This is a genomic window from Abyssisolibacter sp. ZYX002 (genome assembly GCF_056892235.1).
The window spans coordinates 19,484-46,366 of sequence record NZ_JARMXH010000012.1; the positions used below are offsets into that span (position 1 = coordinate 19,484).

General features: G+C 30.1%; 25 protein-coding genes and 3 tRNA genes. 4 read left to right on the forward strand and 24 right to left on the reverse strand.

Annotated features, from left to right (window positions below; all coding sequences use genetic code 11):
- Window positions 1-245: 245 nt before the first annotated feature.
- Entirely contained in the window at window positions 246-1,523 is a 1,278-nt protein-coding gene (locus P3X86_RS19790) for a hypothetical protein (protein WP_483294471.1), read from the forward strand.
- Window positions 1,524-1,696: 173 nt separating this feature from the next.
- Window positions 1,697-2,995, forward strand: a complete 1,299-nt coding sequence (locus P3X86_RS19795; protein ID WP_483294472.1) for a S8 family peptidase — start codon at window positions 1,697-1,699, stop codon at window positions 2,993-2,995.
- 60 nt (window positions 2,996-3,055) lie between these two features.
- Here P3X86_RS19795 and P3X86_RS19800 read toward each other — a convergent pair whose 3' ends face one another.
- The 6 genes from P3X86_RS19800 to P3X86_RS19825 form a co-directional block, all read right to left on the reverse strand.
- Window positions 3,056-3,736: a M23 family metallopeptidase gene (locus P3X86_RS19800; protein WP_483294473.1), complete on the reverse strand. Its 681-nt coding sequence runs from the start codon at window positions 3,734-3,736 to the stop codon at window positions 3,056-3,058.
- 104 nt (window positions 3,737-3,840) lie between these two features.
- Window positions 3,841-5,274 carry a peptidoglycan DD-metalloendopeptidase family protein gene (locus tag P3X86_RS19805; protein ID WP_483294474.1) on the reverse strand — a complete coding sequence of 478 codons (1,434 nt, stop codon included), beginning with the start codon at window positions 5,272-5,274 and terminating at the stop codon, window positions 3,841-3,843.
- Between the two features lie 179 nt (window positions 5,275-5,453).
- Entirely contained in the window at window positions 5,454-6,653 is a 1,200-nt protein-coding gene (locus tag P3X86_RS19810; protein ID WP_483294475.1) for a hypothetical protein, read from the reverse strand.
- 12 nt (window positions 6,654-6,665) lie between these two features.
- Window positions 6,666-8,111 (reverse strand): M56 family metallopeptidase, encoded by a 1,446-nt coding sequence (locus P3X86_RS19815; protein ID WP_483294476.1) that lies wholly within the window; start codon window positions 8,109-8,111, stop codon window positions 6,666-6,668.
- Window positions 8,112-8,115: 4 nt separating this feature from the next.
- Window positions 8,116-8,478 (reverse strand): BlaI/MecI/CopY family transcriptional regulator, encoded by a 363-nt coding sequence (locus tag P3X86_RS19820; RefSeq protein WP_483294477.1) that lies wholly within the window; start codon window positions 8,476-8,478, stop codon window positions 8,116-8,118.
- A gap of 153 nt (window positions 8,479-8,631) precedes the next feature.
- Window positions 8,632-10,062, reverse strand: a complete 1,431-nt coding sequence (locus tag P3X86_RS19825; RefSeq protein ID WP_483294478.1) for a peptidoglycan DD-metalloendopeptidase family protein — start codon at window positions 10,060-10,062, stop codon at window positions 8,632-8,634.
- A gap of 437 nt (window positions 10,063-10,499) precedes the next feature.
- On the opposite strand from P3X86_RS19825, the gene P3X86_RS19830 reads away from it, so the two are divergent.
- A complete protein-coding gene (locus P3X86_RS19830; RefSeq protein WP_483294479.1) occupies window positions 10,500-11,618 on the forward strand; it encodes a DnaD domain protein in 1,119 nt (372 codons plus the stop codon).
- 13 nt (window positions 11,619-11,631) lie between these two features.
- The gene (locus P3X86_RS19835; RefSeq protein WP_483294480.1) at window positions 11,632-12,618 is read left to right on the forward strand and encodes an ATP-binding protein; all 987 of its coding nucleotides are present in this window, start codon (window positions 11,632-11,634) and stop codon (window positions 12,616-12,618) included.
- A gap of 43 nt (window positions 12,619-12,661) precedes the next feature.
- On the opposite strand, the gene P3X86_RS19840 is transcribed toward P3X86_RS19835, so the two are convergent.
- The 18 genes from P3X86_RS19840 to P3X86_RS19925 form a co-directional block, all read right to left on the reverse strand.
- Window positions 12,662-12,737, reverse strand: a tRNA-Val gene (locus P3X86_RS19840).
- A 7-nt stretch (window positions 12,738-12,744) separates the two neighbouring features.
- Window positions 12,745-12,819: transfer RNA gene (locus P3X86_RS19845), tRNA-Glu, on the reverse strand.
- A gap of 6 nt (window positions 12,820-12,825) precedes the next feature.
- Window positions 12,826-12,901, reverse strand: a tRNA-Lys gene (locus P3X86_RS19850).
- A gap of 131 nt (window positions 12,902-13,032) precedes the next feature.
- On the reverse strand, window positions 13,033-14,796 hold the full coding sequence (locus P3X86_RS19855; RefSeq protein WP_483294481.1) for a glycerophosphoryl diester phosphodiesterase membrane domain-containing protein: 1,764 nt from the start codon (window positions 14,794-14,796) through the stop codon (window positions 13,033-13,035).
- Window positions 14,797-14,896: 100 nt separating this feature from the next.
- The gene (locus P3X86_RS19860) at window positions 14,897-16,183 is read right to left on the reverse strand and encodes an adenylosuccinate synthase (protein ID WP_483294482.1); all 1,287 of its coding nucleotides are present in this window, start codon (window positions 16,181-16,183) and stop codon (window positions 14,897-14,899) included.
- 410 nt (window positions 16,184-16,593) lie between these two features.
- Window positions 16,594-17,790, reverse strand: a complete 1,197-nt coding sequence (locus tag P3X86_RS19865) for an FprA family A-type flavoprotein (protein ID WP_483294483.1) — start codon at window positions 17,788-17,790, stop codon at window positions 16,594-16,596.
- Between the two features lie 166 nt (window positions 17,791-17,956).
- A complete protein-coding gene (gene dnaB / locus P3X86_RS19870; protein ID WP_483294484.1) occupies window positions 17,957-19,288 on the reverse strand; it encodes a replicative DNA helicase in 1,332 nt (443 codons plus the stop codon).
- A gap of 34 nt (window positions 19,289-19,322) precedes the next feature.
- Window positions 19,323-19,769 (reverse strand): 50S ribosomal protein L9, encoded by a 447-nt coding sequence (gene rplI / locus P3X86_RS19875; protein ID WP_483294485.1) that lies wholly within the window; start codon window positions 19,767-19,769, stop codon window positions 19,323-19,325.
- The gene (locus tag P3X86_RS19880; protein ID WP_483294486.1) at window positions 19,769-21,778 is read right to left on the reverse strand and encodes a DHH family phosphoesterase; all 2,010 of its coding nucleotides are present in this window, start codon (window positions 21,776-21,778) and stop codon (window positions 19,769-19,771) included. The genes rplI and P3X86_RS19880 overlap by 1 nt, the downstream gene beginning before the upstream one ends.
- Window positions 21,779-21,790: 12 nt before the next feature.
- Window positions 21,791-22,738, reverse strand: coding sequence for a YybS family protein (locus P3X86_RS19885; RefSeq protein ID WP_483294487.1), 948 nt, complete (start codon window positions 22,736-22,738; stop codon window positions 21,791-21,793).
- A 10-nt stretch (window positions 22,739-22,748) separates the two neighbouring features.
- Entirely contained in the window at window positions 22,749-23,066 is a 318-nt protein-coding gene (locus P3X86_RS19890; RefSeq protein ID WP_483294488.1) for a MazG-like family protein, read from the reverse strand.
- Window positions 23,067-23,321: 255 nt separating this feature from the next.
- The gene (rpsR, locus tag P3X86_RS19895) at window positions 23,322-23,549 is read right to left on the reverse strand and encodes a 30S ribosomal protein S18 (RefSeq protein ID WP_483294489.1); all 228 of its coding nucleotides are present in this window, start codon (window positions 23,547-23,549) and stop codon (window positions 23,322-23,324) included.
- 18 nt (window positions 23,550-23,567) lie between these two features.
- Window positions 23,568-24,029, reverse strand: coding sequence for a single-stranded DNA-binding protein (locus tag P3X86_RS19900; protein ID WP_483294490.1), 462 nt, complete (start codon window positions 24,027-24,029; stop codon window positions 23,568-23,570).
- 20 nt (window positions 24,030-24,049) lie between these two features.
- The gene (gene rpsF / locus P3X86_RS19905) at window positions 24,050-24,334 is read right to left on the reverse strand and encodes a 30S ribosomal protein S6 (protein WP_483294491.1); all 285 of its coding nucleotides are present in this window, start codon (window positions 24,332-24,334) and stop codon (window positions 24,050-24,052) included.
- Between the two features lie 175 nt (window positions 24,335-24,509).
- Window positions 24,510-25,301 (reverse strand): MBL fold metallo-hydrolase, encoded by a 792-nt coding sequence (locus P3X86_RS19910; protein ID WP_483294492.1) that lies wholly within the window; start codon window positions 25,299-25,301, stop codon window positions 24,510-24,512.
- 52 nt (window positions 25,302-25,353) lie between these two features.
- Window positions 25,354-25,548: a DUF951 domain-containing protein gene (locus P3X86_RS19915; RefSeq protein ID WP_483294493.1), complete on the reverse strand. Its 195-nt coding sequence runs from the start codon at window positions 25,546-25,548 to the stop codon at window positions 25,354-25,356.
- Between the two features lie 51 nt (window positions 25,549-25,599).
- Complete coding sequence (locus P3X86_RS19920) at window positions 25,600-26,472, reverse strand: mechanosensitive ion channel family protein (protein ID WP_483294494.1); 873 nt, start codon at window positions 26,470-26,472, stop codon at window positions 25,600-25,602.
- Entirely contained in the window at window positions 26,465-26,755 is a 291-nt protein-coding gene (locus tag P3X86_RS19925; protein ID WP_483294495.1) for a putative Se/S carrier protein, read from the reverse strand. The genes P3X86_RS19920 and P3X86_RS19925 overlap by 8 nt, the downstream gene beginning before the upstream one ends.
- Between the last annotated feature and the right edge of the window lie 128 nt (window positions 26,756-26,883).

Genomic DNA, 26,883 nt, shown 5'->3' on the forward strand with positions numbered 1-26,883 from the left:
ATGCTCCAAGTAAATCTTTTTATTTTAATATTTCAATGGTCACAGATACTCTTTTTTTCTTGACATATTTATATTTTTTTTATGCCATGTCCACTATATAAATTTATATTTTAAAAAATCCTAAATTATGATTCTATTAATCTTTAAATGTTTACAAATTGGCAATATCCTTTAATCAAATGTACAAAAGTGGGGGTTATCATTAATATATAATTAAAAAAATCAAATTTATGGAGGTAATAAATATGAAAAGAAAATTATTTAAATTAGCACCAGCCTTACTTATATTAACATTAATCACTGGGCATGCTACAGGTGCAAAATCTATGACAGATGTTAAACAAGCTACTACGGAGCAGAATGTGAAAAATACCATTAGTTTTGTAGAGCAAAGCACCTTAAGTAAACTAAAAGGGGTTTCTAACATCTTTCATTATTATGGAAAAGATAAATTAGTTATAGGAATAAATGAGCAAGCAGGTAAACTAGGTGCTCCTAAAGAAAATGAAGATTTAACCAAATATTATAGACAGAAATACGGAAGTGTATATACTGTTAACATTAGTGACTCCAAGGTAACATCAATTAAAGACAATGATGGTATGCTAAATTCTCTTGACTTAGAATTTGGAGCGGGTTATTCGCCTGATGGTAAATATGCAGACTACGTGAAAAATGATAAATCTTATGTGTTAGATGTCCAAAAAGGCGTCTCTAAAGAATATTCTAATATTAATATGAACTATGCTCCTAAAATGTATGGAAATTGGAGCAATGATAGTAATTCCATTATTAAATATGGTAATCGTTGCTTCTTTATATTTGACAATACAGGTACGTTAAAAAACACTATAAAACTTAACGATAACGTAAACTATGTTTCAGGAGCCGATTTTTATAGCAAAGATGGTAAAGATATCTATTTCATTGGTAGAATGCATGAAAACAATTCTATGAAAGCAGGGTTATATAAGTTAAATGTTGATACTGAATCTATAACTCCTATTATTAACTTAGATTATTTGGTTAAAGAAAAGATTAAAAATCCTGGAACTGATCCTGTTGAACATAAAGGTGAATATATTGAAATTCATAAACAAAGCGACATATTCTCTTATAAAATATTAAGTAACGGAAATATTATCGTAGATGCTTTGTTAGATAGTAAGTTGGGTTTATACTTATATGATGTAAAAACTAATAAATTAAATCTGCTTACAAATTATGAAGGAGGACTAAATTTTAGTGTCTCTCCCGATGAAAGCAAAATAGTATATTCTATAACTACACCTATATATGATAACAATAATTCTCAAAAAGACACTATGGAAGGTGGCCCTACTAATGTTAAACCACTTGAAAACAAGTCTAATATTTACGTAGCAAACTTTAAAGATAACAAACTAGATGACATTTCTTATATCACTAAAGACCAGTTTGCAATAGCCTATAAATGGTCAGAAGATAGCAAAAAACTTATTCTATATAGTGGTTCAAATATAAACCACATTACTTTCAAGTAACGCCCTTTTAGATGATTAATATTGTTTTAAGTGTTAGATATCGGAAATATAATAATTTCCGATATCTTTGTTGTTTATATTTAATTATTTATAATATTTTTATTATCCTATAAATTTTTTAATAACAATTATACCTTCTTTAGCATAAATTAAATCATAGGAAGGTGATTTATATGCGTGCAAATAGACAAATGAAATTAGACTCGGTTGTAAGCAAAAAAATTAAATCTAAGACCAAGGATGAACTCCCTGTTATTATTAGATTTAAAGATAATGACCTTAACAGTGTTAGTAATATGATACTAAACATGTCCGGAAAGATAAAACATAATCTTCCTATTGTTAACTCAATAGCTTGTAGTATGAGTTCAAAAACTATTGAAAAGCTATCTAAAAACCCAAACATTGAGTATATATACTATGACGCTAAAGTCTTTGCTTTGATGGATATAGCTAATTATTCTATACACAGCAAATATGCTCATGATTTAGGTTATACTGGAGAAGGCATCACTGTTGCCGTAGTTGATACAGGCGTTTCACCACATGCTGACTTAATTAAGCCAAAGAACAGAATCGTTGGCTTTAAAGACTTCGTAAATAAAAGAACTAAGCCTTATGACGATAATGGTCACGGTACTCATGTTGCTGGTATAATAGCTGGTAATGGTTACTCTTCAAAAGGAAGATATTCTGGAATAGCTCCTAAAGCAAATATACTTGCTATAAAAGCTCTTGATGAAAATGGTAGCGGAACTACATCTGATATTCTAAACTCTGTACAGTATATAGTTGACACAAAAAATGTATATAACACTAAAGTGCTAAATCTATCTTTGGGAACACCAACTAATAACTCATACAAAAAAGATCCTCTTTCTCTTGCTGCTGCTGAAGCTGTTAGAGCTGGTTTAACTGTAGTAGTTGCAGCTGGTAACAGTGGTCCTAGCAAAAAAACTATATTATCACCTGCTAACACTCCAAGTGTTATAAGCGTTGGTGCTGTTGATGACAATAAAACTAAAGAAGTTGGAGATGATTTTATAGCTTCATTTTCTAGTAGAGGACCTACTGTTGATGGCTACAATAAACCTGATGTGGTAGCACCTGGCGTAGATATCTCATCTCTATCAAATAGTAATAATTCATCTTATGTATCTTTGAGTGGTACATCTATGGCTGCTCCTGTTGTTGCTGGTGCATGTGCATTAATATATCAAAAAGAAGGTCATTTATCTCCACAAAAAATTAAAAGTATGTTGAAATATTCTTGCGTTTCATTAAATGATAATAGGGATAATCAAGGTGCAGGTTTAATAAATCTTAAGAAGCTATTTGCTAAAGACTCATCTAGCATACCTGATGTATATGCCTATCCTAAACGAGATGACGTATATTTTGTTCAAGCCATCTTAATTGTTATATTCTTAATGATTGTCCTTGGAGGTTTTTGGTGCTTTAAAAGATATTGATTTTATGACTTACAATAATAGCACTATGTATTTTAAGAAAAATAACTCGGCAAAGCCGAGTTATTTCTTTCTTTTCACATATTTTAATGGATTCTCTTGTACTCCATGTTTTAATATTTCAAAATGCACATGAGGTCCTGAACTTCTACCTGTATTTCCTACTGCTGCTATTATGTCACCTCGAGAAATCTCTTCTCCAATTTTTACATATATTTTGCTACAATGAGCATATCGTGAGTTGTAACCACCGCTATGGCATATCTCTACCATATATCCGTAACTACCTCTATATCCCACAAATACAATCACTCCACCTTCTGAAGCTCTTATGGGTGTTCCTACTCTAGATGCTAAATCAATCCCTCTATGAAATGACCCTTTTCTAGGCCCAAATCTTGATGTTAACTGCCCGTTTGTTGGAAATGCAAATTTTTTAGTGCACTTTAGTTTTTCTTGTTTTTTTAAACTATCAACATTGCTTTTGTCTTCTTTAGCAAGAAGCTCCATTCTGTATGCATATCCTAATATATTATTTCTCGTTTTTGCGTTATTACTTGCTATTGCTCTATCGGAATCTATTCCATCAAAAGCTCTAATATCACATATTAGATTATGATTCTTTGTTACAATTTCATGGACAACTCTATTTCTATGCATTGCTTTTACAGATGCTATTATGAATATCGCTATTAAAAATAGTGATATCATTTCCACGATTATTTTCTTGTATTTTAATTTCATACCATAACCCCTAGAAATATATTTGTTAAAGAGTAAGCATTGTTCTACTATATTCTATGCTAGTAAATCAAAAATATTAATCTTTGGGTTATATATAATCTATACTATTTATATTTTTTATTCAAAATTGTTAATGGGTTTTTTGTCTTTCCGTATTTTATTACTTCAAAATGCACATGAGGACCATCACTGTTTCCTGTATTCCCTACTGCTGCTATAGTTTTGCCCTTATAAACCTTTTCTCCTCTTTTTACATATAGCTTACTACAATGAGCATATCGTGTTGAATAACCTGCTCCGTGGCTTATCTCAATCATGTATCCATAGCTACCTCTATACCCTGCAAATACGACCGTCCCAGCATCTGCTGCTTTTATTGATGTACCTATTCTTGATGCTAAATCAATCCCTCTGTGAAACCTACCCCATCTAGGTCCATACCTAGATGAAAGTCTTCCGTTTGTTGGCGCACTAAATATACCTGTTCCATTTAATGGAGGTACTTTTTTTGTTCCCTTTATTTCAATTTGAGCCATAGGTTTAGCTGTGATGTTTTCACTTAATACATCTCTACTTTTTTCCACTCCATTTTGTTTTTCTATTAAAGCTACTACCTCTCGTTCTCCATATGTACCCTTTCTTTTTATTCTTGATTCATCTTCATAAAGAGTTGGTGTCTTTTCATATTTTGTCTCAAAACCTATCTTTTCTGTAATTTTGGTTTCTTCTTTTGTAACTACTGTTACGAATGATTTAGGAATTTGCAAGCTTAACTTTGCACCTATTTTTAAATATCCATTTACATAATCAGGATTTGCCTTTTCCAAATCGTTTATCGACACATTATATTTTTTAGATACACTCCAAAAACTATCTCCTTGCTCAACGATATGGGTTTTTTCCTCAGTAGTTCCTTTTGTTATGTAGCGCAACAATTCATCATGTTCTTTTATATTAGTAATAGGTTGTTCTTTCTTAACTATCTCAACTTTTTCAAGAAAATTTATCTCTTTAATCTCATTATCATCTTGTTTTGCTCTGTCAATGTAAGGTGTCTTTATGGAATCTAAAATCTTTTGTGCTTCTTCTTTTGTTTTTAGAGCTCCTACATTTTTACCATTAATCAATATACAATATGATTGTATATTAAATGATATCAGGTCTAATATTTCATCTCTCATCAATGATGTAGTTGCTATCTGGGAATCTTCAGCATGAATGTCCTGGTATTTAAGACCCTTTTCTAATAATTCTGAATTAAATTCTTCATAATTACTTAAAAACGACTTTATATCTTTTAGCAATTTTACTGCTGTTTCTTTTTTTCTTACTTTTCCAATAGATTTTTCACCTAAAAATACTTCATATCCTCTAGTCTCAAGTTCTCTTTTTATTCTGTATTTTCTATTATCGTTTAACACTCTAAAAGTTGTCCCACCTATTATTCCTACTAGCAGAAAAATCGATAATCTCAAAGCAATCTTTTTACTAATAAGCTTCTTTAATCTCTCTTTGATATTCTTATTATTATTTTTCATAAAGCCCTCTTCTCTATAATATCTGGTATTTTTCTGTACCCATAATACATTAATATAACAATTTTAATCTTCCGGCTAAACACTGACTAATATTGTATCATGTTTTTAGTGGATTTCAATACTTTCATTAATACTTAATATTATAGACACAAATATTTAATTTAACTCAAATTAGCAAATTACTCTTTAATCTGTATTTCTGTTGATAATTCTGCTTTTCCTTCGCATGCTTCAAAAAAATTATAAATACCATCATCATAGTTTTCATTTTGTGAAAGTAATTTTATCTGATTGTTTATAGATTTTTTCTGATTTTCATTTATATTATCATGGTCTATAACTACAAATAACATATTAAACTTTTTTTGTGAGTCTTTGTAATTTGGCACACGATCTCCGATATTTAATGCTTGCTCTTTGTTGCTTGCCTTACCGTCTATGATATCTTGTATTGTATATGTCTTGGTTTTAATTTTTCCTTTTACTACTATGTCTTGTCCATCAACTCTGTTCCATTCTGTCTGACTTATTATTCTATTTGAGTAATACTGGGCAATAGTGATATTTGGTACTTCTTCTTTAGGTATAAGCCCCATTAAATATAGCTCTAAAGGAGCATATCCACCCTGCCAGTATCTTCTATAGCCTATAACTTTTGAATTATTTCCTACTTGTTGTATTGATTTTTGTCCTCCAAGTCTCCCATAAATATTTGCATTCCCCCAATGTACTCCATAGTCGCAATCTATAAGATAGTTCCCCCATCTATGTAAGATTTCATGCAATATTGGTCCATTATATATAACATCATTGTGTGTTAAAAATATAAGTCCTTGCAGTCTATTCGCATCTTTTGAATAGTGCTTAGTGTAATCAAAAAACGGTGTTCTTGTTACCATAGTACCTATTCCTTTTATATCGTTTTTGACAGCCTGGTAACACCCATTCATAAACAACTTTTTTGGTCTTTCTTCTTCATTTACCACATAAACTATAAAATCATAATCGTCCTTTATATTTTGATATAAAAACTTACACCATTTAGTAGATATAGTCATTCCCATTTTATTATTTTGTTTTGGCATTATTTTATTATATCTACAATTAATAAAATTTGTCCATTCATTCTCTGGAATCTTTAAACTAACAAATCTATTTTCACTAGAATATGAAAATGTATACTTTTTATCTTCTGATATTTTTTTAATATTTACAACTTTTTTTGGTTCTATAATATCTTTTTTCTCTTGCTTTACTTCTTTATCTTTATTAGTTGTTGTATTGTCTAAGTTAGCACTATAGTTTGCTTTACATGATGTGATAAGCAAAACTCCTAGCATCACTAGTACTAGCATTTTTTTCACATACTTATTTTGCATGTTCAAACTCCTTTAATTATCAAATTTTATATACTCTGTTGGGTCTACAAATTCACCGTTATAGAGTATAGATAAATGTAAATGTGGTCCTAAACCACTATAGATTATATTTCCTATTATTTGTCCTTTACTTACATAATTATTTAGCTGTAATTCTCTATTATCTATCCCGCCGTACCACGATTGATATCCATTACCGTGGTCTATTTTCATTATGGATTTATACTTGCCATATTTACCAAAATATATAACCCTACCTGAATCAATTACTTTTACTGACTCTCCTATTGTTGAAAATATGTCTATACCATTATGATGGTGCTCTTTGTCTAGACAATATTTTTGTGTTACTCTACTACTACTGACGGGACAATTGTACGTCGGTTTGTGTTTTTCTATATTAACATTTATATATGATATACTATATGTCTTTTTAAAATCATTTACAAAATACTCATCATCATGCTTCTTAAAACATGGGTTCATAGCAAAGTTTATTGCTATAAATATCACTATAAGTATAGATAATATCTTATTTCTCAGTGATGAATTTTCATAATTAATTATATTTTTAACTCTTATCGTCAAATCAATAATTCCATAACAATTATTGTAGGTTGGTATTATCTTATTTTTTTTAGTTGCAAATGAAACTAGTGTATGAGCATAACCTTGTCTATATTTCCTACCAATTGCTTTAATAACACTTTCATCACATATTATCTCTATATCACGACTCATATATCTAAAAGCTAACCATACAAATGGGTTAAACCAATGGATAGCACTCACTATATAAAATATTGGTTTTAATATATAATCCAAACGCTTAATATGTACAAACTCATGTAATAGTATATATTTTAATCGTGCACCTTCAATCCCCACCGGTACATAAACACGTGGTTTTATTACCCCTAGTACAAATGGTGAAACTATTTGATCTGTTTCATAAACAATTATATTTGTTTTGATTTTTAGTATGTCTTTTACTTCTTGTATTTTTTTCGATTTGTGCCTAGTAGCTAATTTAAGTTTGCTTGATATTATGATATGCATCACCATATTGTAAGTAAATATCACAAGTATAAAAAACAGCCATATATTGCTTAATATAGATTTGGCTTTAGTATTATCATCATTGTTAATAGCTTTGTTATCTACTTCATTGCTGATAATTTCAACCCTTGAAACTGTAATCAAATCATCATTAATATATTTCATATTTACAAAGTTATTTTCTTTGCCGTTTTTTACTATGTTCATAAACGTAAAGTCTGTAGATATAGAAAATGGGCAAGCCAGCCTAAATAATAAAACACACCACAAAGCAAATAGTGCTTTTTTATCCAGTCTATGCATTAATAGTGCTCTTATAGCAAATATAATTATTATCATTATTGTAGCTACTATACTCATATTGAGTACAGCTATAAATAATTCTCTTATAAATAACATATCTTTAGTTCCTGCTACTATCTATTATTTGTTTTAGTTTGTTTATTTCTTCTTCTGATATATCTTTTCCATCTAAAAATGATACTAGCAAATTAGAAAGTGAATTCTCGAAAACTCTCTTTACAAGTTCTTCCCCTTCATATTTTTTTACTTGCTCTAAGGTTATTAAAGATGATACCATAGCGCTTTCGTTTTTTAACACATTTCTTTTTTGTAGCTTTTTAATAACTGTATATGTAGTAGATTTCTTCCACCCTAACTCATGTTCACATATCTTCACTAGCTGAGTAGAATTTACAGGCTCATTTTCCCAAATTATCTTCATAAATTTGAACTCTGCATCATATAACTTGTATTGATGTGTCATAGTTTTTCACCTCTTTATATTGGTCTATTGCAATAGTCCTCTTTTAGTCTATCACGATAGTCCTAATATTGTCAAACTAAATGTAATTAGTATCAAGACATTTATCGCATTAAAAAAGCTATATTGTATTTCTACAATATAGCTAACTATTTCTTATCTGTATTTTTTGCCAAGCACACTAAGCGGATTTTGAGTTTTCCCATATTTCAATATTTCAAAATGTACGTGTGGACCCTTGCTATTCCCTGTATTTCCTACAGCTGCTATCGTCTTATCTTTATATACTTTTTGACCTTTTTTAACGTATATTTTACTACAGTGTGCATACCTTGTGCTATATCCACCACCGTGGCTTATTTCAACCCAATATCCATAGCTCTTACTATAACCTGTAAATATTACTGTTCCACTATCTGCTGCTTTGATTGGTGTACCTATCCCAGAAGCTAAATCTATTCCTCTGTGAAATCCACCCCATCTTGGGCCATATCTTGATGTCAACATCCCTCTTGTCGGCCTTTGGAATACTCCAGTTCCTGCTAATGCTGGTATTGCTTTTGTTCCTCTGATTACGATTTGTGCTTTAGGCTGTGAGATAATACTCTCTTGCAAAACTTCTTTTTTCATCTCCACATTGTTATGCTTTTCTACCAATGCCACTATTTCTCTTTCTCCATAAACACCTTTTCTCTTAACTCTTGTTTCATCTTTATATAAGCTACTTGATTCCTGATACTCAGTATCAAATCCTACTTTCTCTATTAACTTTGCTTTTTCTTTTGTTACTACTGTTATAAATGGTTTAGGCACTGTTAAACTCAACTCATCATTAATTTGCAAATAACCATTTACATATTGTGGATTAGCTTTTTCTAAATCCTTAATTGATATATCATAATCTTTTGATATACTCCATAAGCTATCTCCTTTTTGAACCACATGTGTCTTTTCCTGGGTTGTTCCTTTTTTTATGTAATTTAGCAAATCATCATAATCCATTAATTTGGATAGTGACTGTTCTACTTCTACTATCTCTGTTTTTTCTAAGAAATCTATTTTTTCTAATTCCCCATCTTGCTCTTTTATTCTATCTATATATGGTTGTTTTATTTCACCCAGTAGTCTATTTGCAACTTCTTTTGTTTTAACATGTCCTACTACTTTTCCATTTATCTTTATTGCATATGCTTTAACGTTAAACGACAATACATCTAAAATCTCTTTTTTAAGCTGCGCTGTTGTTGTTATCTCTTCGTCTTCAACATGAATATCTTCAAATCTCAGCTTTTGATTTATTACTATATCACAATTATAATCTGTCTTTATGATTTTCTTTATATCTTTAACTAGCTTTTGCGCTGAATTCTGGTCTCTAACTTTACCTATTTCTTTATCTCCAAAGTATACACTAAAAGCTCTTGTCTCAATTTCACGCCTTACTTTGTATTCATGTCTGTCATTTATAACTCTTATCGTCGTTCCGCACATTATTCCTATTAGTAGAAAAATAGAAAGCCTTAAGCATGTCTTACCATTGGCTAGCTTCTTTAGTCTATCAATTATATCTGAATATTTAATATTCATATAATCTCTCCTATATTTTATCTTTGTATCTTAATTTTTTTTGTAATAAATACGTAATGATTTTGTAACATAATGACCCTAAGTTTTATTATACCATAGTTAATATATATTTCAACTATGTAAACTATTTATTTTCTAGCTTTATTTATTATTTTCAATTTTCGTTAATTTAATACCTCCTTTTTTACTAAATTATTTTATTATTTAAATTTTATATATATTTTTCTTGTTTATTCCTATATATCCAAAACTTAAATATTTCGATTAATAAGCTTATAATAACAGTTTTAAGCACTCCCCTAGAATAGTGAATTAATTGATTTAGAAGGATTTAAAAGAGTTTTTCTTTTTCTACGAATATTTTAGGATTAATACATATTCATATTTACGTATATGTTATAATATATTAAAGATAGTTATATGGAAGGTGGATTTAATTGAATTTCTTTTTAGGTACAACTGAAATTGATTTAGGAAATACAACATTTGAGAATATTTTTATTGATGATTTTATGCCTATGGCTAATGGTACAGCTGTAAAGGTTTATTTGCTTGGGTATAAATTTGCGCACAGCAAAGAAAATAAGTCTATCTCTAATCAAACTATTGCAAAACATCTGAGAACTAGTTTAGATGATGTTTTGAAAGCATGGGATTTTTGGGAAGAAAAAGGGATTATCAAAAAACATTTTACAAATGTAGAAAATGATAATGATTACAGTGTTGAATTTATAAATTTGAAGCAACTCTATATAGATAAGATAATCAAGCCAGCTCAAACCGAAACTAGTAAAAAGAACTACACTTGTACTCCTACTGATATTGTAGAGCTTAATAGCTCTCCTGCAATAAATAACATGTTTAATAATATATCAGGCATTATTGGGAGGACTCTAGTTCCAAATGAATATAAAAAAGTTCTTGAATGGCTTTATAATTACAATATGAGCACTGATGTTATTATTAGAGCTTTTGAATTTGCTAAAGAAAAGAGGAGCATTAAAAACATAAATTATGTACAAGGTATACTAAAAAATTGGTTTGATAATGGTCTAACTAATATAGACAACTTGAATGTACATATGGAGTATAATTACTCTAGGTACAATCTATTCAATCTAATTAAGCAAGCTATCGGATATAAAGGTAGTTTTTCTACGTCTATTAAAGATATTATAAATAAATGGGTTGATGAGTGGAACTTTAGCAATGAAGTAATACTGCTTGCATGTGAGGAAACCCTCAAAATATCACAACCTAATTTTAAATATCTTGATGGAATTTTATCTAGATGGTATAAAAGTAATCTAAAAACTACTGAAGCTGTTAAAGAAAACAAGAAACAATTTTCTGCTAACCAACAGTCTAAAACTTATAGTCGTTCAAATAATAAAAATAGCAAAGAACAGTTTCAAACTAAGTTCCATAATTTTAAACACACTACCACAAAATATACTGACCATGAATTAGAAGAAAAGTTAAATAAAAACCTTCAAAAAAAATTAAAAAATAAAGGTTTAAACAACTTATACAATAAAAAATCTGAGAATGTATAAGGGAGGAAATACCATGAACGATAGTGTTATTAGAGAAATACTAAAAAATTACGAATCTAAGTTAGATCAAAAAAAACGTGAGCAAACTATACGAGTAAGAGAAATCTACAACTTAATTCCTCGTATTGAAGAAATAGATAAAAAAATTGCATCTTTAGGCGTAGCAACTTCAAAGGAGATATTAAAGAACTCTGGTTGTATAGAGAATAAGATAGAGCAATTACAACACCAAATACAATCTCTTAAGCAAGAAAAAGCTATACTAATGACCGAAAACAATATCCCTATAAATTATACAGATATTGCATATGATTGTGTAAGGTGTAAGGATACTGGATATCTTGAGAATGGTAAAAAATGCAATTGTTTTAAGCAAGCATTAATAAGAACTGCTTACAAGATGTCTAATTTAGAGAGAATGCTTGCTAAAGAAAATTTTCAAACCTTTAATATAAATCTGTTCTCTGATGAGTCTTATGAAAATGAACAGCGTACTCCAAAAGAAAATATGAAATTTATAGCTAATGTGTGCGAAGGTTTTGTTATTAATTTTGATAAGGATAATGAAGAAAATTTACTATTTTATGGTACTACTGGTTTAGGAAAAACATTCATGTGCAACTGCATTGCTAAAAACTTACTTGATAAGGGGAAAATTGTACTGTATCAAACTGCTTTTAATATATTAGATATTATTAGAACCTATAAATTTAAGGACATAGCAAAAGATACTTCTTACCAACTAGCATACAATCTATTGTTTAGTTCTGATTTGCTAATAATTGACGACCTTGGTACTGAACTAACCACTGCTTTTACAAATACTGAGATGTTTAACATCATAAATTCTAGACTTGTAAATGGTAAGAAAACTATAATCTCTACAAATCATCATCCTAGAGAACTATCGCAAATGTATTCCGACAGGTTTTTTTCTAGAATATTTGGTAAGTTTATAGAACTAAAGTTTTATGGTAATGATTTAAGATGGGAAGAATAGAATAATAATAAATAAAAAAATCAGCGTTAACGCTGATTTTTTATGGTGGGCACAACAGGGCTCGAACCTATGACCCCCTGCTTGTAAGGCAGGTGCTCTCCCAACTGAGCTATGCGCCCACAAATATGGTGACCCTACCGGGACTCGAACCCGGGTTACCGCCGTGAAAGGGCGGTGTCTTAACCGCTTGACCATAGGGCCTAAAAATGGTGACCCATCGGCGACTCGAACGCCGGACACCCTGATTAAAAGTCAGATGCTCTACCAACTGAGCTAATGGGTCTTACAGACTACTCTTAGTATTTTACATGATAGAAGAATGTATGTCAACAGTTTTTTCTACTTTTTTTTAAAATCTTATCGTATATCAACAAATACTGTTTAAATAGGTAATTTAACGTAATTTTTTTATGTTTATTCCTCTTTATAACTATCTAACAATTCTTTTAACATACTGTCATTATCTGTTATTATATTGTCTACTCCAAGCTCTATCATGTTTTCCATACTAGTTTCTGTATTTATAGTCCATACATGCACTTCTCTTCCTATCGAATAAGCCGTACTTACAAAACCTTCATTAACATTTGTTTCTTCTATACTATAAAAATCTACTTTTAGTTTTTCAAGCTCCCCTACCGCAAAATACATTATATATCCTGTTTTAATTAAATGCTCTTGTCGTTTTATTTCTAATAACGCATCATAATCTAAAGATGTAACTACACAAGATTTTATAAAGTTCTTTTCTTTAATAATTTTTGCAACTTTTTTTATTAAAACCTTGTCACTTTTGTTTGTTTTTAACTCTATATTTAACTTTATCTTTCCTTTAGCATAATCAATAACTTCCTGTAGTGTTGGGACTTTTTCTCCTTTAAATTTTGAATCAAACAGTATTCCTGTATCTAACTGTTTTATTTCCTCTAGAGTCATTTGTGATGGCATTTTGTCAGTTCCAACTGTTCTCTTAAACGTATTATCATGCAACAATATAACCTGCCCATCTTTTGTTTCTTGAACATCTATTTCTGCATAGGTTGCACCATTTTTTATTGCTACCTTTAATGCTGATATTGTATTTTCTGGAGCTAGCTTTGAGCTACCTCTATGAGCTGTTATATCTATATCATATTTAGCATTATCTAATCCATCTAAAATCATAAAAGAATAAACTGATAAAGCCGTTACACATATAACAAATACAAGTACTATTACCTTTTTATTTGTTATAACTTTATCTATAATATTATCTTTATCACGTATTTTTATATCTAATATTACATCATGGCCTTGTAGATGAAAATACAGTTTTGTTAGCTTCAGTATTTCTATTGGTATTAAAAAAAACAATGCTCCAAATATGAATACTCCACCTATACAAAGAAGCAATATAAACACTATTTCGTAATATTGTCCACTAATAGGTAGCAATATTAATGTTGATATTAATGCATATATTAAAATACTTGCTCCCACTGTAATAATATTTAAAAGTCCTGTCCCAAGGGTATATTTTAGTATATACCTAAGATTACCTTTGACTAGTCTAGCACTTTCTTTTAGTGAGTTTTTGACTTTCTTTTTTAACATTATAATATGCAGTGAAAACATCCATCTGATAGATAAAATAACTATTACTATTGTGACTACTACCAAATATGCTATATATGAAGTCTTCGATTGTATTACATCCATTATAAATCCAGGTACTTTAATATTTACTACACTTGTAGTTATTATATTTCCATACAATGGACCAATTAAAAATAGATAAAACGTTATAAGTATACCATTTATTCCTATTAAATATTTACTCTTACTTAGGCTGTATTTAATTACTTGGAAATAACTATATTCTTGTTTCTCTCTCAGTATTGCTTGATAACTAAGAACAATAAGTCCTCCTAACTCTATTAAAACAACTATTATCGCAAATATAACTCCTAGTAGTATGAATATAATTCCCTGTGGTGATAATACGAACTTTTTTATTAAACCGTTAGTTATGTATGAAAGACCTGCACTCTTCATAAGTGTATTTGATATCCAGCCAAATAACGGTAGTAGTATTATTGCTATTAATATTTTAGTAGCTATCTGGTATTTCAAGAATTTAGTTATGTTATCCTTAAATATTCTTACTAAACTTCTGTATTCATTCCATATCTCCTTCATAGTGTGACCTCCCCAAGTGGCATTTATAGATCTTTATTATCCTAATATTATTAAAGGACTGCTTATAATTCAAACAGCCCCTTGCATTATCTGCACTTTTTTAAAATATTTCTTCTCTAATAATTGTTTCACTTCTTTTAGGTCCAATAGATACTAACTGTATTTTTACACCTACTAACTCTTCTATTCTCTCTATATACTTTCTTGCATTCAGTGGTAGCTCTTCATAAGTTTTAGCTCCTGTAATTTCCTCAAGCTTCCATCCCGGCAATGTCTCATATACTGGATGACACTCCGCCAATAAGTTTAAACTTGCTGGAAAATCTTCTATAAATCCGTCTTTGAGTCTATATTTTGTACATATTTTTATCTCTTCTAAATCTGCTAGCGTATCTAGTTTAGTCAAAGCTATTCCCGTAAATCCATTTATATCACATGAATATTTGAGCATCACAGTATCTAACCATCCGCATCTCCTTGCTCTACCTGTTGTAGTTCCATATTCAAATCCTCTATCTCTAATCCAATCTCCTGTATCATCAAATAACTCTGTTGGAAATGGTCCTTTACCAACTCTTGTTGTATAAGCCTTCACTACACCTAGTGCCTTTTTTAAATCAAAAGGACTAATACCTGAACCTATAGCAACTCCACCTGAAATAGGGTGTGAAGATGTTAGATACGGATATGTACCGTAGTCTATATCTAAAAGAGTTCCTTGTGCTCCTTCAAACAATACTTTCTTACCACTTTTAACACTTTTATTAACCAATGCTGTAGTATTTGTAACATATGGCTTTAATTCTTCTGCATACCTCAAGTATTCTTTAACAATGTCATCTTCATTTAACGGCTCGCTATTATATAGCTTTTCTATTATTTCATTTTTAGCTTTTATGTTACCTCTTAATCTTTCTTCAAAGTAATCTGCATAGAACATATCACATATCCTTATGCCGCTTCTTTCAACTTTGTCTTTATAGCAAGGTCCTATTCCTTTTACCGTCGTTCCTATTTTGTTTTTTCCTCTTTTTATCTCTTCTAATTCATCCAACTTAAGGTGGTATGGAAAAATTATATGAGCTCTTTGACTAATTCTCAAATTATCTGTTTTTACTCCGAGGCCGTTTAAATATTGTATTTCTTTTAATAGTGATTTTGGATTTACTACTACTCCATTACCTATTATTGATGTTTTTTCATCATAAAATATTCCTGATGGTATTAAATGCAGTTTATATTTCTTATCTTCTATTTCCACTGTATGTCCTGCATTATCTCCTCCTTGATACCTAACTACCACATCTGCTTTTTCTGATAAATAATCTGTAACCTTTCCTTTACCTTCATCTCCCCATTGAGCTCCTAAAACAACAAGAGTAGACATACTTATCTCTCCTTTAATAAAAAATTTTTATCCATATAGTGCAGTTTTATACAAAAGTGAATATTAATTTATGTAAATTTTGCTTTTACTCTATTATTCCTTCTAAATAATATCAAAATATTACTCCAAAGTCAATCAAACACGAATTTTATTTTGTTTGACTCCATAAATGTTCGTGTAAACTTTTTTGCTTTATTCTATTATGTTATCCACAGTTTTAATTTTTAATTCCCACACTATATCACCCGGTTTATTTGTGTAATTTTCAACATTTACAAATTCTATGTTGAAATTGTTTATTTTTTTATCCACAAGTTATCCACTGTTTTTGTGGATAAGATACATGTGCAAATTACTCAAAATTATAGAGGACGTCAATGACATCCCCTTATTTTTTCATTTGTAGCATTTTATTTAATAGCATTGACAAATTCTTTTCCAAAGTCTCTACATTTATCAATGGTATCTTCGTCTGGTAAAAATATTGCTTTTAAACCTGGCAGTGCCACTTTTAGTTTATGATTCTGTATATTGTCTTCTATTATTTTTATTGATTCTCCGCTCCATCCATATGATCCAAATGTTGCTGCTTTTTTTCCTCTGTTCGTTATTGGGTTTAATACTGCAAACAGTTTATATATAGGTAACAGTATATTTTGATTTATTGTTGGACATCCAATTATTATTGACGTACAGTTTTCAACTTTTTCTTCTAATTCAAATATATCTATGTCCTCCACATCACAAACTTCTACATTTATACCCTCATCTACTGCTTTAATTCCGTTTGCTATCTCATCAGCCATTTTTGCTGTATAACCATAAGCTGATACATACGGTATAAAAATGTTCTTTGTCTGTTCTTTTCTTTTTATCCTACACAAACTTTTTGCCATCTGAATATATTTCTGTGGATTGGTTCTTAGTATTGGTCCATGACCTGGGCATATTATAGCTATTTCTAAGTCTTTAATTTTATCTATAGCACTTAGCATATAGTTACTAAATGGTTTCAATATAACATCAAAGTAATATTTGAAAGCTTCATCAAAATTCCCTACTAAATCATCAAACATCCTTTCATCACAATAATGACAACCAAAAGAATCACATGAGAACAGTATCTTATCTTCGACTAAATATGTATACATTGAATCAGGCCAATGCAAAAATGGAGCTGAAATAAACCTTAATGTTTTATTACCTAAGTCAAGCTCGTCTCCATCTTTTACGACCATGTTCTTAAATTCGATATCTACTAAGTTTTTTAAGAAATTGATTGCTGCTTTAGAACCTACTACTGTCGCATTGGGTGCTAATCTAAGTAAATGCTTAAGATTCCCTGAATGATCTGGTTCTGTATGATTTAATATTATATATTCTATTTCATTTGGATCTACAACGCTTTTTAATTTGTTGATATATTCTTCCTTGTAAGTTTCCTTACTAGTTTCAACTATCGTTTTTTTATCTGCATCTATAAAATATGAATTATAAGTTGTTCCAAATTTAGTCTCCATCACAACATCAAATGTAATTAATGTAGGATCTAATATTCCTATCCATTTAACATCTTTCACTATGTCAAAAACTTTACTGTTATCCATATTATTTTCCTCCTAACACACTTCCTGATATTAATGTTATACCCCAATTTCAAAACCTTTAATCAATTATTGTTAATTATTTATTTAAGTTTTATAATAATAAAAGAAGCATCCATCAAACATTTAATGTTATGCTTCTTTTTATATCGCTCTATTTTTTGTTTAATTATCTCTCTAAATTTAAGAATTTAGTATAATTACCCATAAACGCAAGTTCTATAGTCCCTGTTGGACCATTACGTTGCTTAACTATGATAACTTCACCTATATTTTTCTTTTCTGTATCCTTGTTATAGTACTCATCTCTATATAACATCATAACTATATCAGCATCCTGCTCTATCGCTCCTGATTCTCTTAAGTCTGACATTATAGGTCTATGGTCAGCTCTAAGCTCTGGTGCTCTTGATAGCTGAGCTAGTGCTAGTACTGGGATATTTAGTTCTCTTGCCATACCTTTAAGTCCTCTAGATATTGCAGATATCTCTTGTTGTCTATTCTCTGAGCGACCATCTCCACTCATTAATTGGAGATAATCTATAACAACTAAATCTAATCCCTTTTCCATCTTTAGCTTTCTACACTTTGCTTTCATATCATTGAGTGTTACTGCTGGTGTATCATCTATATATATCTTAGCGCTACCGAGTGGTCCCATTGCCCTACCAAGCTTTGCCCACTCTTCATCATTCAAGTTACCTGTAATGATGTTTTGCAAATCAACATGCGACTCAGAACTTAGTATACGCTGTACTATTTGTGATACTGACATCTCTAGACTAAATATAGCTACTGATGCCCCATGTCTTAATGCACAGTTTTGGGCAAGATTAACACCAAAAACCGATTTTCCCATCGACGGTCTTGCTGCTAGTAATATTAGGTCTGATCTCTGAAGTCCTGAAGTCTTTCTATCTAAATCTGTAAAACCAGTCGCAAGCCCTGTTATTCCTCCACCACTTTGTGATGCTTCCTCTATTCTATTCAACGTTTCCATTAGTGCTTTATTCATTTCTACAAAACCTTGCGAACTTTTCCGTTGGGTTATTTCAAATATTCTTTTTTCTGCTTGATCTATTATATTATTCAGTTCTAGTTCATCTTTGTAACCTTCTGCTATTATTTCATTAGATGCCTTTATTAGTCTTCTAAGTATAGATTTTTCTTCTACTATTTTACAATACACATCTATATTCGCGGTAGTTGACACACCATCTGCTAGATTAGCTAGGTATGTAATACCTCCCACTGCTTCTAGCGTATCTTTCTTCGCCAATTCTTCTGATAATGTTACCAAATCAACTGGTTCATTTTTATTATAAAGACTAGAAATAGATTCAAATATCTCTTTATTTGCTTCCTTGTAGAAATCTTCTCCACTTAGATGCTCTACTGCTGTCACCACTGCATCTTTATCTAGTATCATTGCCCCTAGTACAGATTGCTCTGCCTCTAAGTTATTTGGTGGAATCCTTAGTATGTCTTTTGTTCCTTCCATATTATCATCTCCACTATCTGAAAATAAAATTTATCTAGAGTTTGACAACATCTACTGTGAGTTTAGCTTTTACTTTTGGATGTAACTTAATCTCTACACTACTTGAACCTAGTGTCTTGATGTTATCTTTCATTATTATTTTCTTCTTGTCTATTTTTATCTTATGTTGCTCAAATAGTAAATCTGATATATCTTTAGTTGTTATTGAACCAAACAATCTACCCTTATCTCCTGATTTACTTTTTATTGTAACTGTCAATTTAGACAGGTTATCTGCTAATTCTTTTGCTTGATTTAGAAGTTCTTCTTCTCTATGGTCTTTTGCTTTTTTTTGTTGATCTAATACCTTTATATTTCCTGTTGTTGCCTCTTTGGCTAAGTTTTTAGGGAATAAAAAGTTTCTTACATACCCATCTTTTGCCTTTACTACATCTCCTTTTTTACCTAATCCTTTGACGTCTTGTAAAAGTATTACCTTCATTACTCTTCACCTTCCTCTAAGTATTCTGTAACTGCTTTTTCTACTAGATCTTCAGCTTCCTGGAGCGATACATCATAAAGTTGTGCCCCAGCAACTTCTAAATGGCCTCCTCCGCCTAGCTTTTCAAGCACTAATTGAACATTGATTTTACCTAGCGATCTACCACTTATATGGATTTTATTGTCTTTAGCAGCTAGTACAAATGATGCTGTTATACCATTTATATTTAAAAGTGCATCAGCAGACTGTGCAGCAACTAATATATAATCATCTACATTTTCATCTATTGATGATATTGCAATTTCGTTGTTTATTATCCTTGCTTTTTTGACAACATCTGCCTTCATTATAAATGTTGCAAGGTCATCCTGGAATAATTGCTTAACTGATGTTGTATCAGCTCCATAACGTCTTAGTAAAGCTGCCGCTTCAAATGTTCTAACTCCTGTTTTAAATGTAAAGTTCTTTGTATCCACTGTTATTCCTGCTAGTAAAGCTTCTGCTTCAAATTTATTTAAATTTATTTTGTTTTCCATGTACGATAGAATCTCAGTAACCAACTCGCATGACGATGATGCATATGGCTCTAAGTAGGTCAATACTGGATTTTCTATAAACTCTGCGCCTCTTCTATGATGATCTATCAATACTACTTTATCAACTATCTCTAATAATTTTGGTGCTTCTGTATATGCAGGCCTATGGATATCTACTACTACACACAATGATTCCTCAGTTGCCTTTAGATAGGCTTGACTTGATGTTATTATTGTCTCAAAAAGTTCAGGTTCATCTTGATATAATCTGTTATATAAATTTTTAATTTGAGGGTTAACATCATCTAGAACTATAAATGCTTTTTTCCCTCTACTTCTTACTGCGTTTGATATACCTATTGAAGCTCCAAAGCTATCCATATCACCATTTTTATGTCCCATTATAAACACTTTGTCTGATTGGTCTATTAATTGTCTCAATGCATGAGATATAACTCTCGCTCTTACTTTTGTCCTCTTTTCTACTGCTTTGCTTTTTCCTCCGAAGAAATTAAGCCTTTCAATTTTCTTAACTACAGCCTGGTCTCCGCCTCTACCTAGTGCTATATCTATAGCCGCTCTAGCATATTCGTACATCTGTGCTGGGTTTTTACCAAATACTCCTACTCCAACACTCAGTGTTATAGGCATCTCGTTACCTTGATCTATGTTTCTTATTTTATCTAATACATCGAATTTAGTATCCTCTAATGTTTTTAAAAACCTATTCTCAAATACTATTATGTATTTATCCTGCTCATATTTTCTCATAAATCCATCTATACTTTTTGTAAATTCATTAAGTATTTTATCTACCTCAGCAAATACAACTGGTACTCTTGTACTTTCTGTTTTTTTTCTTACTTCGTCATAGTTATCAACCTCTACTAAACAAACGCTCGTTTTTTCATCTAGATACTTTTCTTTCAGTATAGAAAAGCTAGTATTATCAATAAAATACAACATGAGAATATTATTATCATCATTGTGACTGATTTCCTCATTTGTTTTCACAATATTAAATAGTACTTTATAATCTCTTTTTCCAATGCTCACTTCTATTGAGCTAATTTTATCAGTAACCAATATATCTTTTATACTCAGATCTGGTATTATTTGCTTTATATCTTCTCCTAAAATATGTTCTTCTTTAATAATATCCATAAATTTAGGATTATACCAAAGTACTTTACTGTCTTTACTTAATATAACTAGTGGCAACGGTAAATTAAACAATGAATCCCTTGTAGCATAGTCAAAATCATCTGTTAACTTCTGTATATAACTAGTCCATTCTAATTTTCTTAAATGAATATTTCTCTTATAATAATATATTAGATAACCTAATATAAACAGCATAAATATCGTTATTCTGATTTCATAAAATGCTAATATACACGTTAAAAGTCCTATTATAAGTAGGTATATCTTTGTGTCAACTATTAGGTTTTTGACATTAAATTTGTTTGACATATTTGCCTCCTACTATTTAGCTTCCTTTTTTAACCTTCTTAAGTCTACTAATGCATCTATGAAGCCAAGCATTGATATAATCATATTGATCCTTAAGTTAATTACAAATATTACAAGTATTATTACAACTAAAACTTTGCTTATTCTCAGTTTATTCATAAAATACATCAATACTGCTAAACCTTGTATAAAATAAAACACTGAAATTAATATTACTACATTTAAGAATATTGTATCATAATAAAAGACTTTTAAGTACCTTATTACTAACGATAATGTAAATATAACTACTGTTCCTAATATTATATTGTTCGGTAATCTAAATTTATTAAACTTAGGAGTTTTTATTGTTTTAACTTTTAATCTATTTAATATTACCACTGACAGTAAGTAATTTACGTATGTACATATCAATGAGAATATTATAAACATCGTTGGTAGTATCAGTAGTGTCAATTCTGTAATTGCTTTCCATGTTTGTTTTAACTGATTTATATCTATATCTTGCTTTGCAGACTTGATAATATTAAGCTGCATCGTAAAAGTTTCTTCCAATAGTGTTTTAACTTGTTCAATAAATTCTATCTGAGTTATATAACTTATCAAAGTTATTGAAGCAGAAATACTTATCAAAAATACTATTGTTCCCCCTATACAAATTTCTATTAACTTATATCCTTTATTTATCATATATGCTATAACTACAGCTAATAAACCAAATTGTACAAATATGAATATTCCGGTAACTATATCTGTAACCATCGAAATTAATAGCGATGTGGCTACTAATGATAATATGCAATACTTTATATCAGCTTTAACTCCTAATACTATAAAAACCGTAGGATATAATAGTAAAAAGATTGAAAAGCTATTAATAAATAGTACTGTCAATATAGTAGCTATACCTATCATAGCTGCAGATAGCACAAGTTTGTTAGTATCTTCGTAATGTTTCACGAAATTCACCTCAATTATCTTTTCTATTAAAATGCTCTAACAAAACACTTAACTCCCCATACCATTTTTCAATTTTATGCTCTTCAACTATTTTAAGCTTGATTTTACTTTTGATTTTAGCATCTAGTTTTTGAAAAGGTATGCCCAGTCTTTTGCCCAGTAAATATGTCACAAAAATAATATTAGCTAGCACATCTATTACTACTTCCCTACTTTGTTTAGTCTCATGCATTAACGATTCATATAAAGAAGATATGGATGATAATAGCTCACACTTTAACCATTCAATTACTTTGATGTTTTTTGTAATATCAACATCATTTTTCATATCTTTAGCCCCCTAATATATTATACCAATAAATGGCTATATTTTAATCATTATAATACCTTTGATTAACGCTATTACTATTTTGTAAAATATTTATGTTAAGTTGTTTTAGATTAAACGTTATATATATTTTCTATAAACACGCTTAAAAAGCCTTTAATTTGAGTTCTTTACTATATTTATTTTATAGGTATCTTTAAGTTGTATACAATTTATATAAAAAGAGAAGCTTTATCAACTTCTCTTCTCTTAGCTTTATTCTGCTGTATATGGTAATAATGCTATTGTTCTAGCTCTTTTTATAGCTTGTGTAACTTGTCTTTGATGTTTAGCGCAAGTTCCAGTTATTCTTCTAGGTAAAATTTTACCTCTTTCAGTTATATATTTTTTAAGTTTGTTTATGTCTTTGTAATCTACGCTATCAACTTTATCTACACAGAAGTTACAAACTTTTTTCTTTCTTCTGAAATTCTTTTTAGCCATAATATCCCTCCTTACAAGCTAAAATGGTATATCTTCATCGTCTATTGGTTGAAAACCACCAGTCGCATCAAAATCATTATTAACCGGCTGTTGTTGTTGCTGTTGGAATGAAGTATTTCTACCTTGTGATTTATTACCTTCTCCCCATTCTAAAAATTGCACTTGTTCAGCTACTACTTCTGTAGTGTAAACTTTTTGACCTTGAGCATTTTGATAAGATCCGGTTTGGATTCTTCCTTTTATAGCTACCATTCTGCCTTTAGCAAGGTAATTAGCACAGTTTTCAGCCTGTCTTCCCCAGACAGTTATCCTTGGGAAATCAGCAGTAGGCCTACCCATTCTCTCTGCTTCTGCTTTCTTTTCTTTGGATAAATCTTTATCAACAGCTAAAGAAAACCTAGCTACAGCAGTTCCATTTCCCGGCAAAAATCTTAGTTCAGGGTCAGCTGTTAATCTTCCTATTAAAAATACGCTATTCATACAGTTTGACCACCTTTAATTTATTCTTCAATCTTAATTATCATGTGTCTTAATACAGGTTCTGTTATTCTTGCTATTCTATCTACTTCTTGTATTGCTTCATAAGCAGCTTCAAAATTAACTAAGATGTAATATCCATCTCTTTCATCTTTAATTTCGTATGCAAGCTTTCTTAAACCCCACTCATCCACGTTATCTATAGTACCGTTGCTTTCGATTATACCTTTGAATCTATCAAATAACGCTACTCTATCAGCTTCTTCTAAGTTTGATTTAAAAATAAATACAGCTTCATATTTTCTCATTCGATTCACCTCCTTTTGGACTATGGCCCATTAAAAATGGGCAAGGACTAAATATCACTTTATTATATCACCTAAGTTAAATTATTACAAGGGATAATTTCTGCTTTATCTATTTCTAGTTTGTTAGTATTTTAATACTACATTTAAGAAACGACTTGTACTTAAACTCTACATATTAAATTTGTACAATTTCACCCTTTGAGAGTAAAACACAATTTATTCCTCTCTTTTCTACTTCTGTTTTAAACCATTTGTCATCAGCTTGATTATATGATTTTTTAAAAATATCAGGACAATTATAGTGACATGGTATAACCATTTTAGGATTAATTATTTCTACAGCTCTCAATGCTTCTTGTTCGTCCATCGTATTTTTAGGTATCTTTCCTCCAATAGGTATCATTAGAACATCTGGTCTTTCCTCTTGTTCCCATTTTTTATCAAGTAATAGTGTGTCTCCCAGGTTTATTAGGCATTTATTATTTATTTTAATTTTATAACCTATCGCTCCAAATCCAGCTCTCTCGTTAGGACCTACCTTGAATTTTTTTGTAAATGGGCCCATCTTAAATATAATTGGTCCATGCTCACTATGCATTCCAGTTATTTTTATCCCATCAATTTCTTTTGTTTCGTTATAACAAACAGTATAAACTTTATTGAGTTTTGTTTTGAATGTTAATCCTTTACTTCTTGGTCCAAGCATTACTTTCTTTCCATTAATATTTTTTACTAATGTTCTATTACATATTACCTTTGCTCCTGACATATTTGCAACTTTATCTGTATACCAGTAATGATCAGGGTCTCCATGAGTAATAAAAATATGTGTGATGCTATCCCATTCATATTTAGGTAAAATACTATTAAATCTAAATCTGTATAATTCTGCACCGGGGTCTATGACAATTTTCTTGTCACTAGATTTAATTACAAACGTATTATACAAATAATATTTAATATTCATTATTTCCTCCCTTTAGAATTAAATTATTAACATTTCACATACTTCTTTAGCTTTATTCATTATTTTCATTACACTGTAGTATCTTTTTTACTCTTTTCTCAAAATCTCTTCTAGCTAGCCAAACTTGTCTTGAACAACCAAGACATTTTATTCTAAAGTCAACCCCTACTCTCATTATTTGCCATTTATTCTCACCACAGGGATGCCCTTTTTTTAGCATAACTATATCTCCTACATTATATTTCATATTTTACATCAGAGCAAAAAGCTCTGACTCCTCCTCTCTCAATATTTCTATTTAATCATTATTCTCATTAATTAATACTCTTTTTGGGTAAGGTATCTCTATTCCTTTCTTATCAAACTCATACTTTATAAGCCTTCTAAGGTCTCTCTCTACTGACCATTGCTCCATTGGTTTTGTCTTAGCTACAACTGATATAACGACATCTGAATCTCCTAGATTTGTTACTCCAAGTACTGTAGGTCCTTCTATAATATTAACATTTTCTTTTGCTACTTTATCACAAACTCTCTTTAGAGATTCTACTGCATTATCTATATCTTCTTCGTATGCAATTGATACATCCACCCACGCTCTTGATAAGCCTCTTGATTTATTCGTTACTATCTCTACTTTACCATTTGGTACGATATGCAAGTCTCCATTAAATGATCTGATTTTAGTAGATCTTATAGTCATTTCTTCTACTATTCCTTCGCTAGAGTTTATCTTTATATAGTCACCAACTGAATATTGGTTTTCTAACAATATAAAAAATCCAGTAATTATATCCCTTACAAAGTTTTGTGCTCCAAAACCAATAGCTAGACCTCCTATACCGGCTGTAGCTAGTATTGGTGAAATATCTACCTCATATATATCAAGTATCATTACTCCACCTATAAAATATATACCGTACCTGACTATACTTTTTATTATAGATGAAAAGGTAGTTGACTTCCTATCATCTATTTTGTATTTCATTTTTTGCTGTCCCTCAAAAAATTTATCTACAATTTTATTGATTGCTTTTATGCTAATTTTTATTAATATCAGTAATATTAATGTCATAGCTATCTTCTTTATAATGTTCATAGGTTGAATATCTGAATCAGGAATATTTAGTTTATCTGCTATAGTTATAAAAAAGGTTTTAATCTTATCCAACGTTCTCCTTCTCCTTGTCTATCATAATCTGATTTACAGTTTTATTTGTACCATTTTTTTCAATCTTGTATATCCCTAATATATTTAGCTTTTCTGCTTTTACTATATCAATAATCATGGGGACATTTTCTAAACACGTTTTTATTGCTAATCCACAGCTTGCTGTTATCTCTCTTGGTGTTGGTATCGTCATAATATCATCTAAACCACTAAATAGCTTTTCTCCTCTTATAGCATGATGTGTTGAGTTGAATGCAACTACTGCATAAATATCATTCTTCAATTTATTGTACCTTCCTTTTATTATTATTTTATAGTACTTTAATGTAATAATTATTATGAATACATTTTGTAAACACCACAAAAAGACAGCTAATACTAACTGTCTTTATTTTATCACCTCATACTACG

Bases quoted from the DNA above. Each gene is read 5' to 3' on its own strand.
- P3X86_RS19790 (WP_483294471.1), top strand. From the start codon at position 246: ATGAAAAGAAAATTATTTAAATTAGCACCAGCCTTACTTATATTAACA.
- P3X86_RS19795 (WP_483294472.1), top strand. From the start codon at position 1,697: ATGCGTGCAAATAGACAAATGAAATTAGACTCGGTTGTAAGCAAAAAA.
- P3X86_RS19800 (WP_483294473.1), bottom strand. From the start codon at position 3,736: ATGAAATTAAAATACAAGAAAATAATCGTGGAAATGATATCACTATTT.
- P3X86_RS19805 (WP_483294474.1), bottom strand. From the start codon at position 5,274: ATGAAAAATAATAATAAGAATATCAAAGAGAGATTAAAGAAGCTTATT.
- P3X86_RS19810 (WP_483294475.1), bottom strand. From the start codon at position 6,653: ATGCAAAATAAGTATGTGAAAAAAATGCTAGTACTAGTGATGCTAGGA.
- P3X86_RS19815 (WP_483294476.1), bottom strand. From the start codon at position 8,111: ATGTTATTTATAAGAGAATTATTTATAGCTGTACTCAATATGAGTATA.
- P3X86_RS19820 (WP_483294477.1), bottom strand. From the start codon at position 8,478: ATGACACATCAATACAAGTTATATGATGCAGAGTTCAAATTTATGAAG.
- P3X86_RS19825 (WP_483294478.1), bottom strand. From the start codon at position 10,062: ATGAATATTAAATATTCAGATATAATTGATAGACTAAAGAAGCTAGCC.
- P3X86_RS19835 (WP_483294480.1), top strand. From the start codon at position 11,632: ATGAACGATAGTGTTATTAGAGAAATACTAAAAAATTACGAATCTAAG.
- P3X86_RS19855 (WP_483294481.1), bottom strand. From the start codon at position 14,796: ATGAAGGAGATATGGAATGAATACAGAAGTTTAGTAAGAATATTTAAG.
- P3X86_RS19860 (WP_483294482.1), bottom strand. From the start codon at position 16,183: ATGTCTACTCTTGTTGTTTTAGGAGCTCAATGGGGAGATGAAGGTAAA.
- P3X86_RS19865 (WP_483294483.1), bottom strand. From the start codon at position 17,790: ATGGATAACAGTAAAGTTTTTGACATAGTGAAAGATGTTAAATGGATA.
- dnaB (WP_483294484.1), bottom strand. From the start codon at position 19,288: ATGGAAGGAACAAAAGACATACTAAGGATTCCACCAAATAACTTAGAG.
- rplI (WP_483294485.1), bottom strand. From the start codon at position 19,769: ATGAAGGTAATACTTTTACAAGACGTCAAAGGATTAGGTAAAAAAGGA.
- P3X86_RS19880 (WP_483294486.1), bottom strand. From the start codon at position 21,778: ATGTCAAACAAATTTAATGTCAAAAACCTAATAGTTGACACAAAGATA.
- P3X86_RS19890 (WP_483294488.1), bottom strand. From the start codon at position 23,066: ATGAAAAATGATGTTGATATTACAAAAAACATCAAAGTAATTGAATGG.
- rpsR (WP_483294489.1), bottom strand. From the start codon at position 23,549: ATGGCTAAAAAGAATTTCAGAAGAAAGAAAAAAGTTTGTAACTTCTGT.
- P3X86_RS19900 (WP_483294490.1), bottom strand. From the start codon at position 24,029: ATGAATAGCGTATTTTTAATAGGAAGATTAACAGCTGACCCTGAACTA.
- rpsF (WP_483294491.1), bottom strand. From the start codon at position 24,334: ATGAGAAAATATGAAGCTGTATTTATTTTTAAATCAAACTTAGAAGAA.
- P3X86_RS19910 (WP_483294492.1), bottom strand. From the start codon at position 25,301: ATGAATATTAAATATTATTTGTATAATACGTTTGTAATTAAATCTAGT.
- P3X86_RS19915 (WP_483294493.1), bottom strand. From the start codon at position 25,548: ATGAAATATAATGTAGGAGATATAGTTATGCTAAAAAAAGGGCATCCC.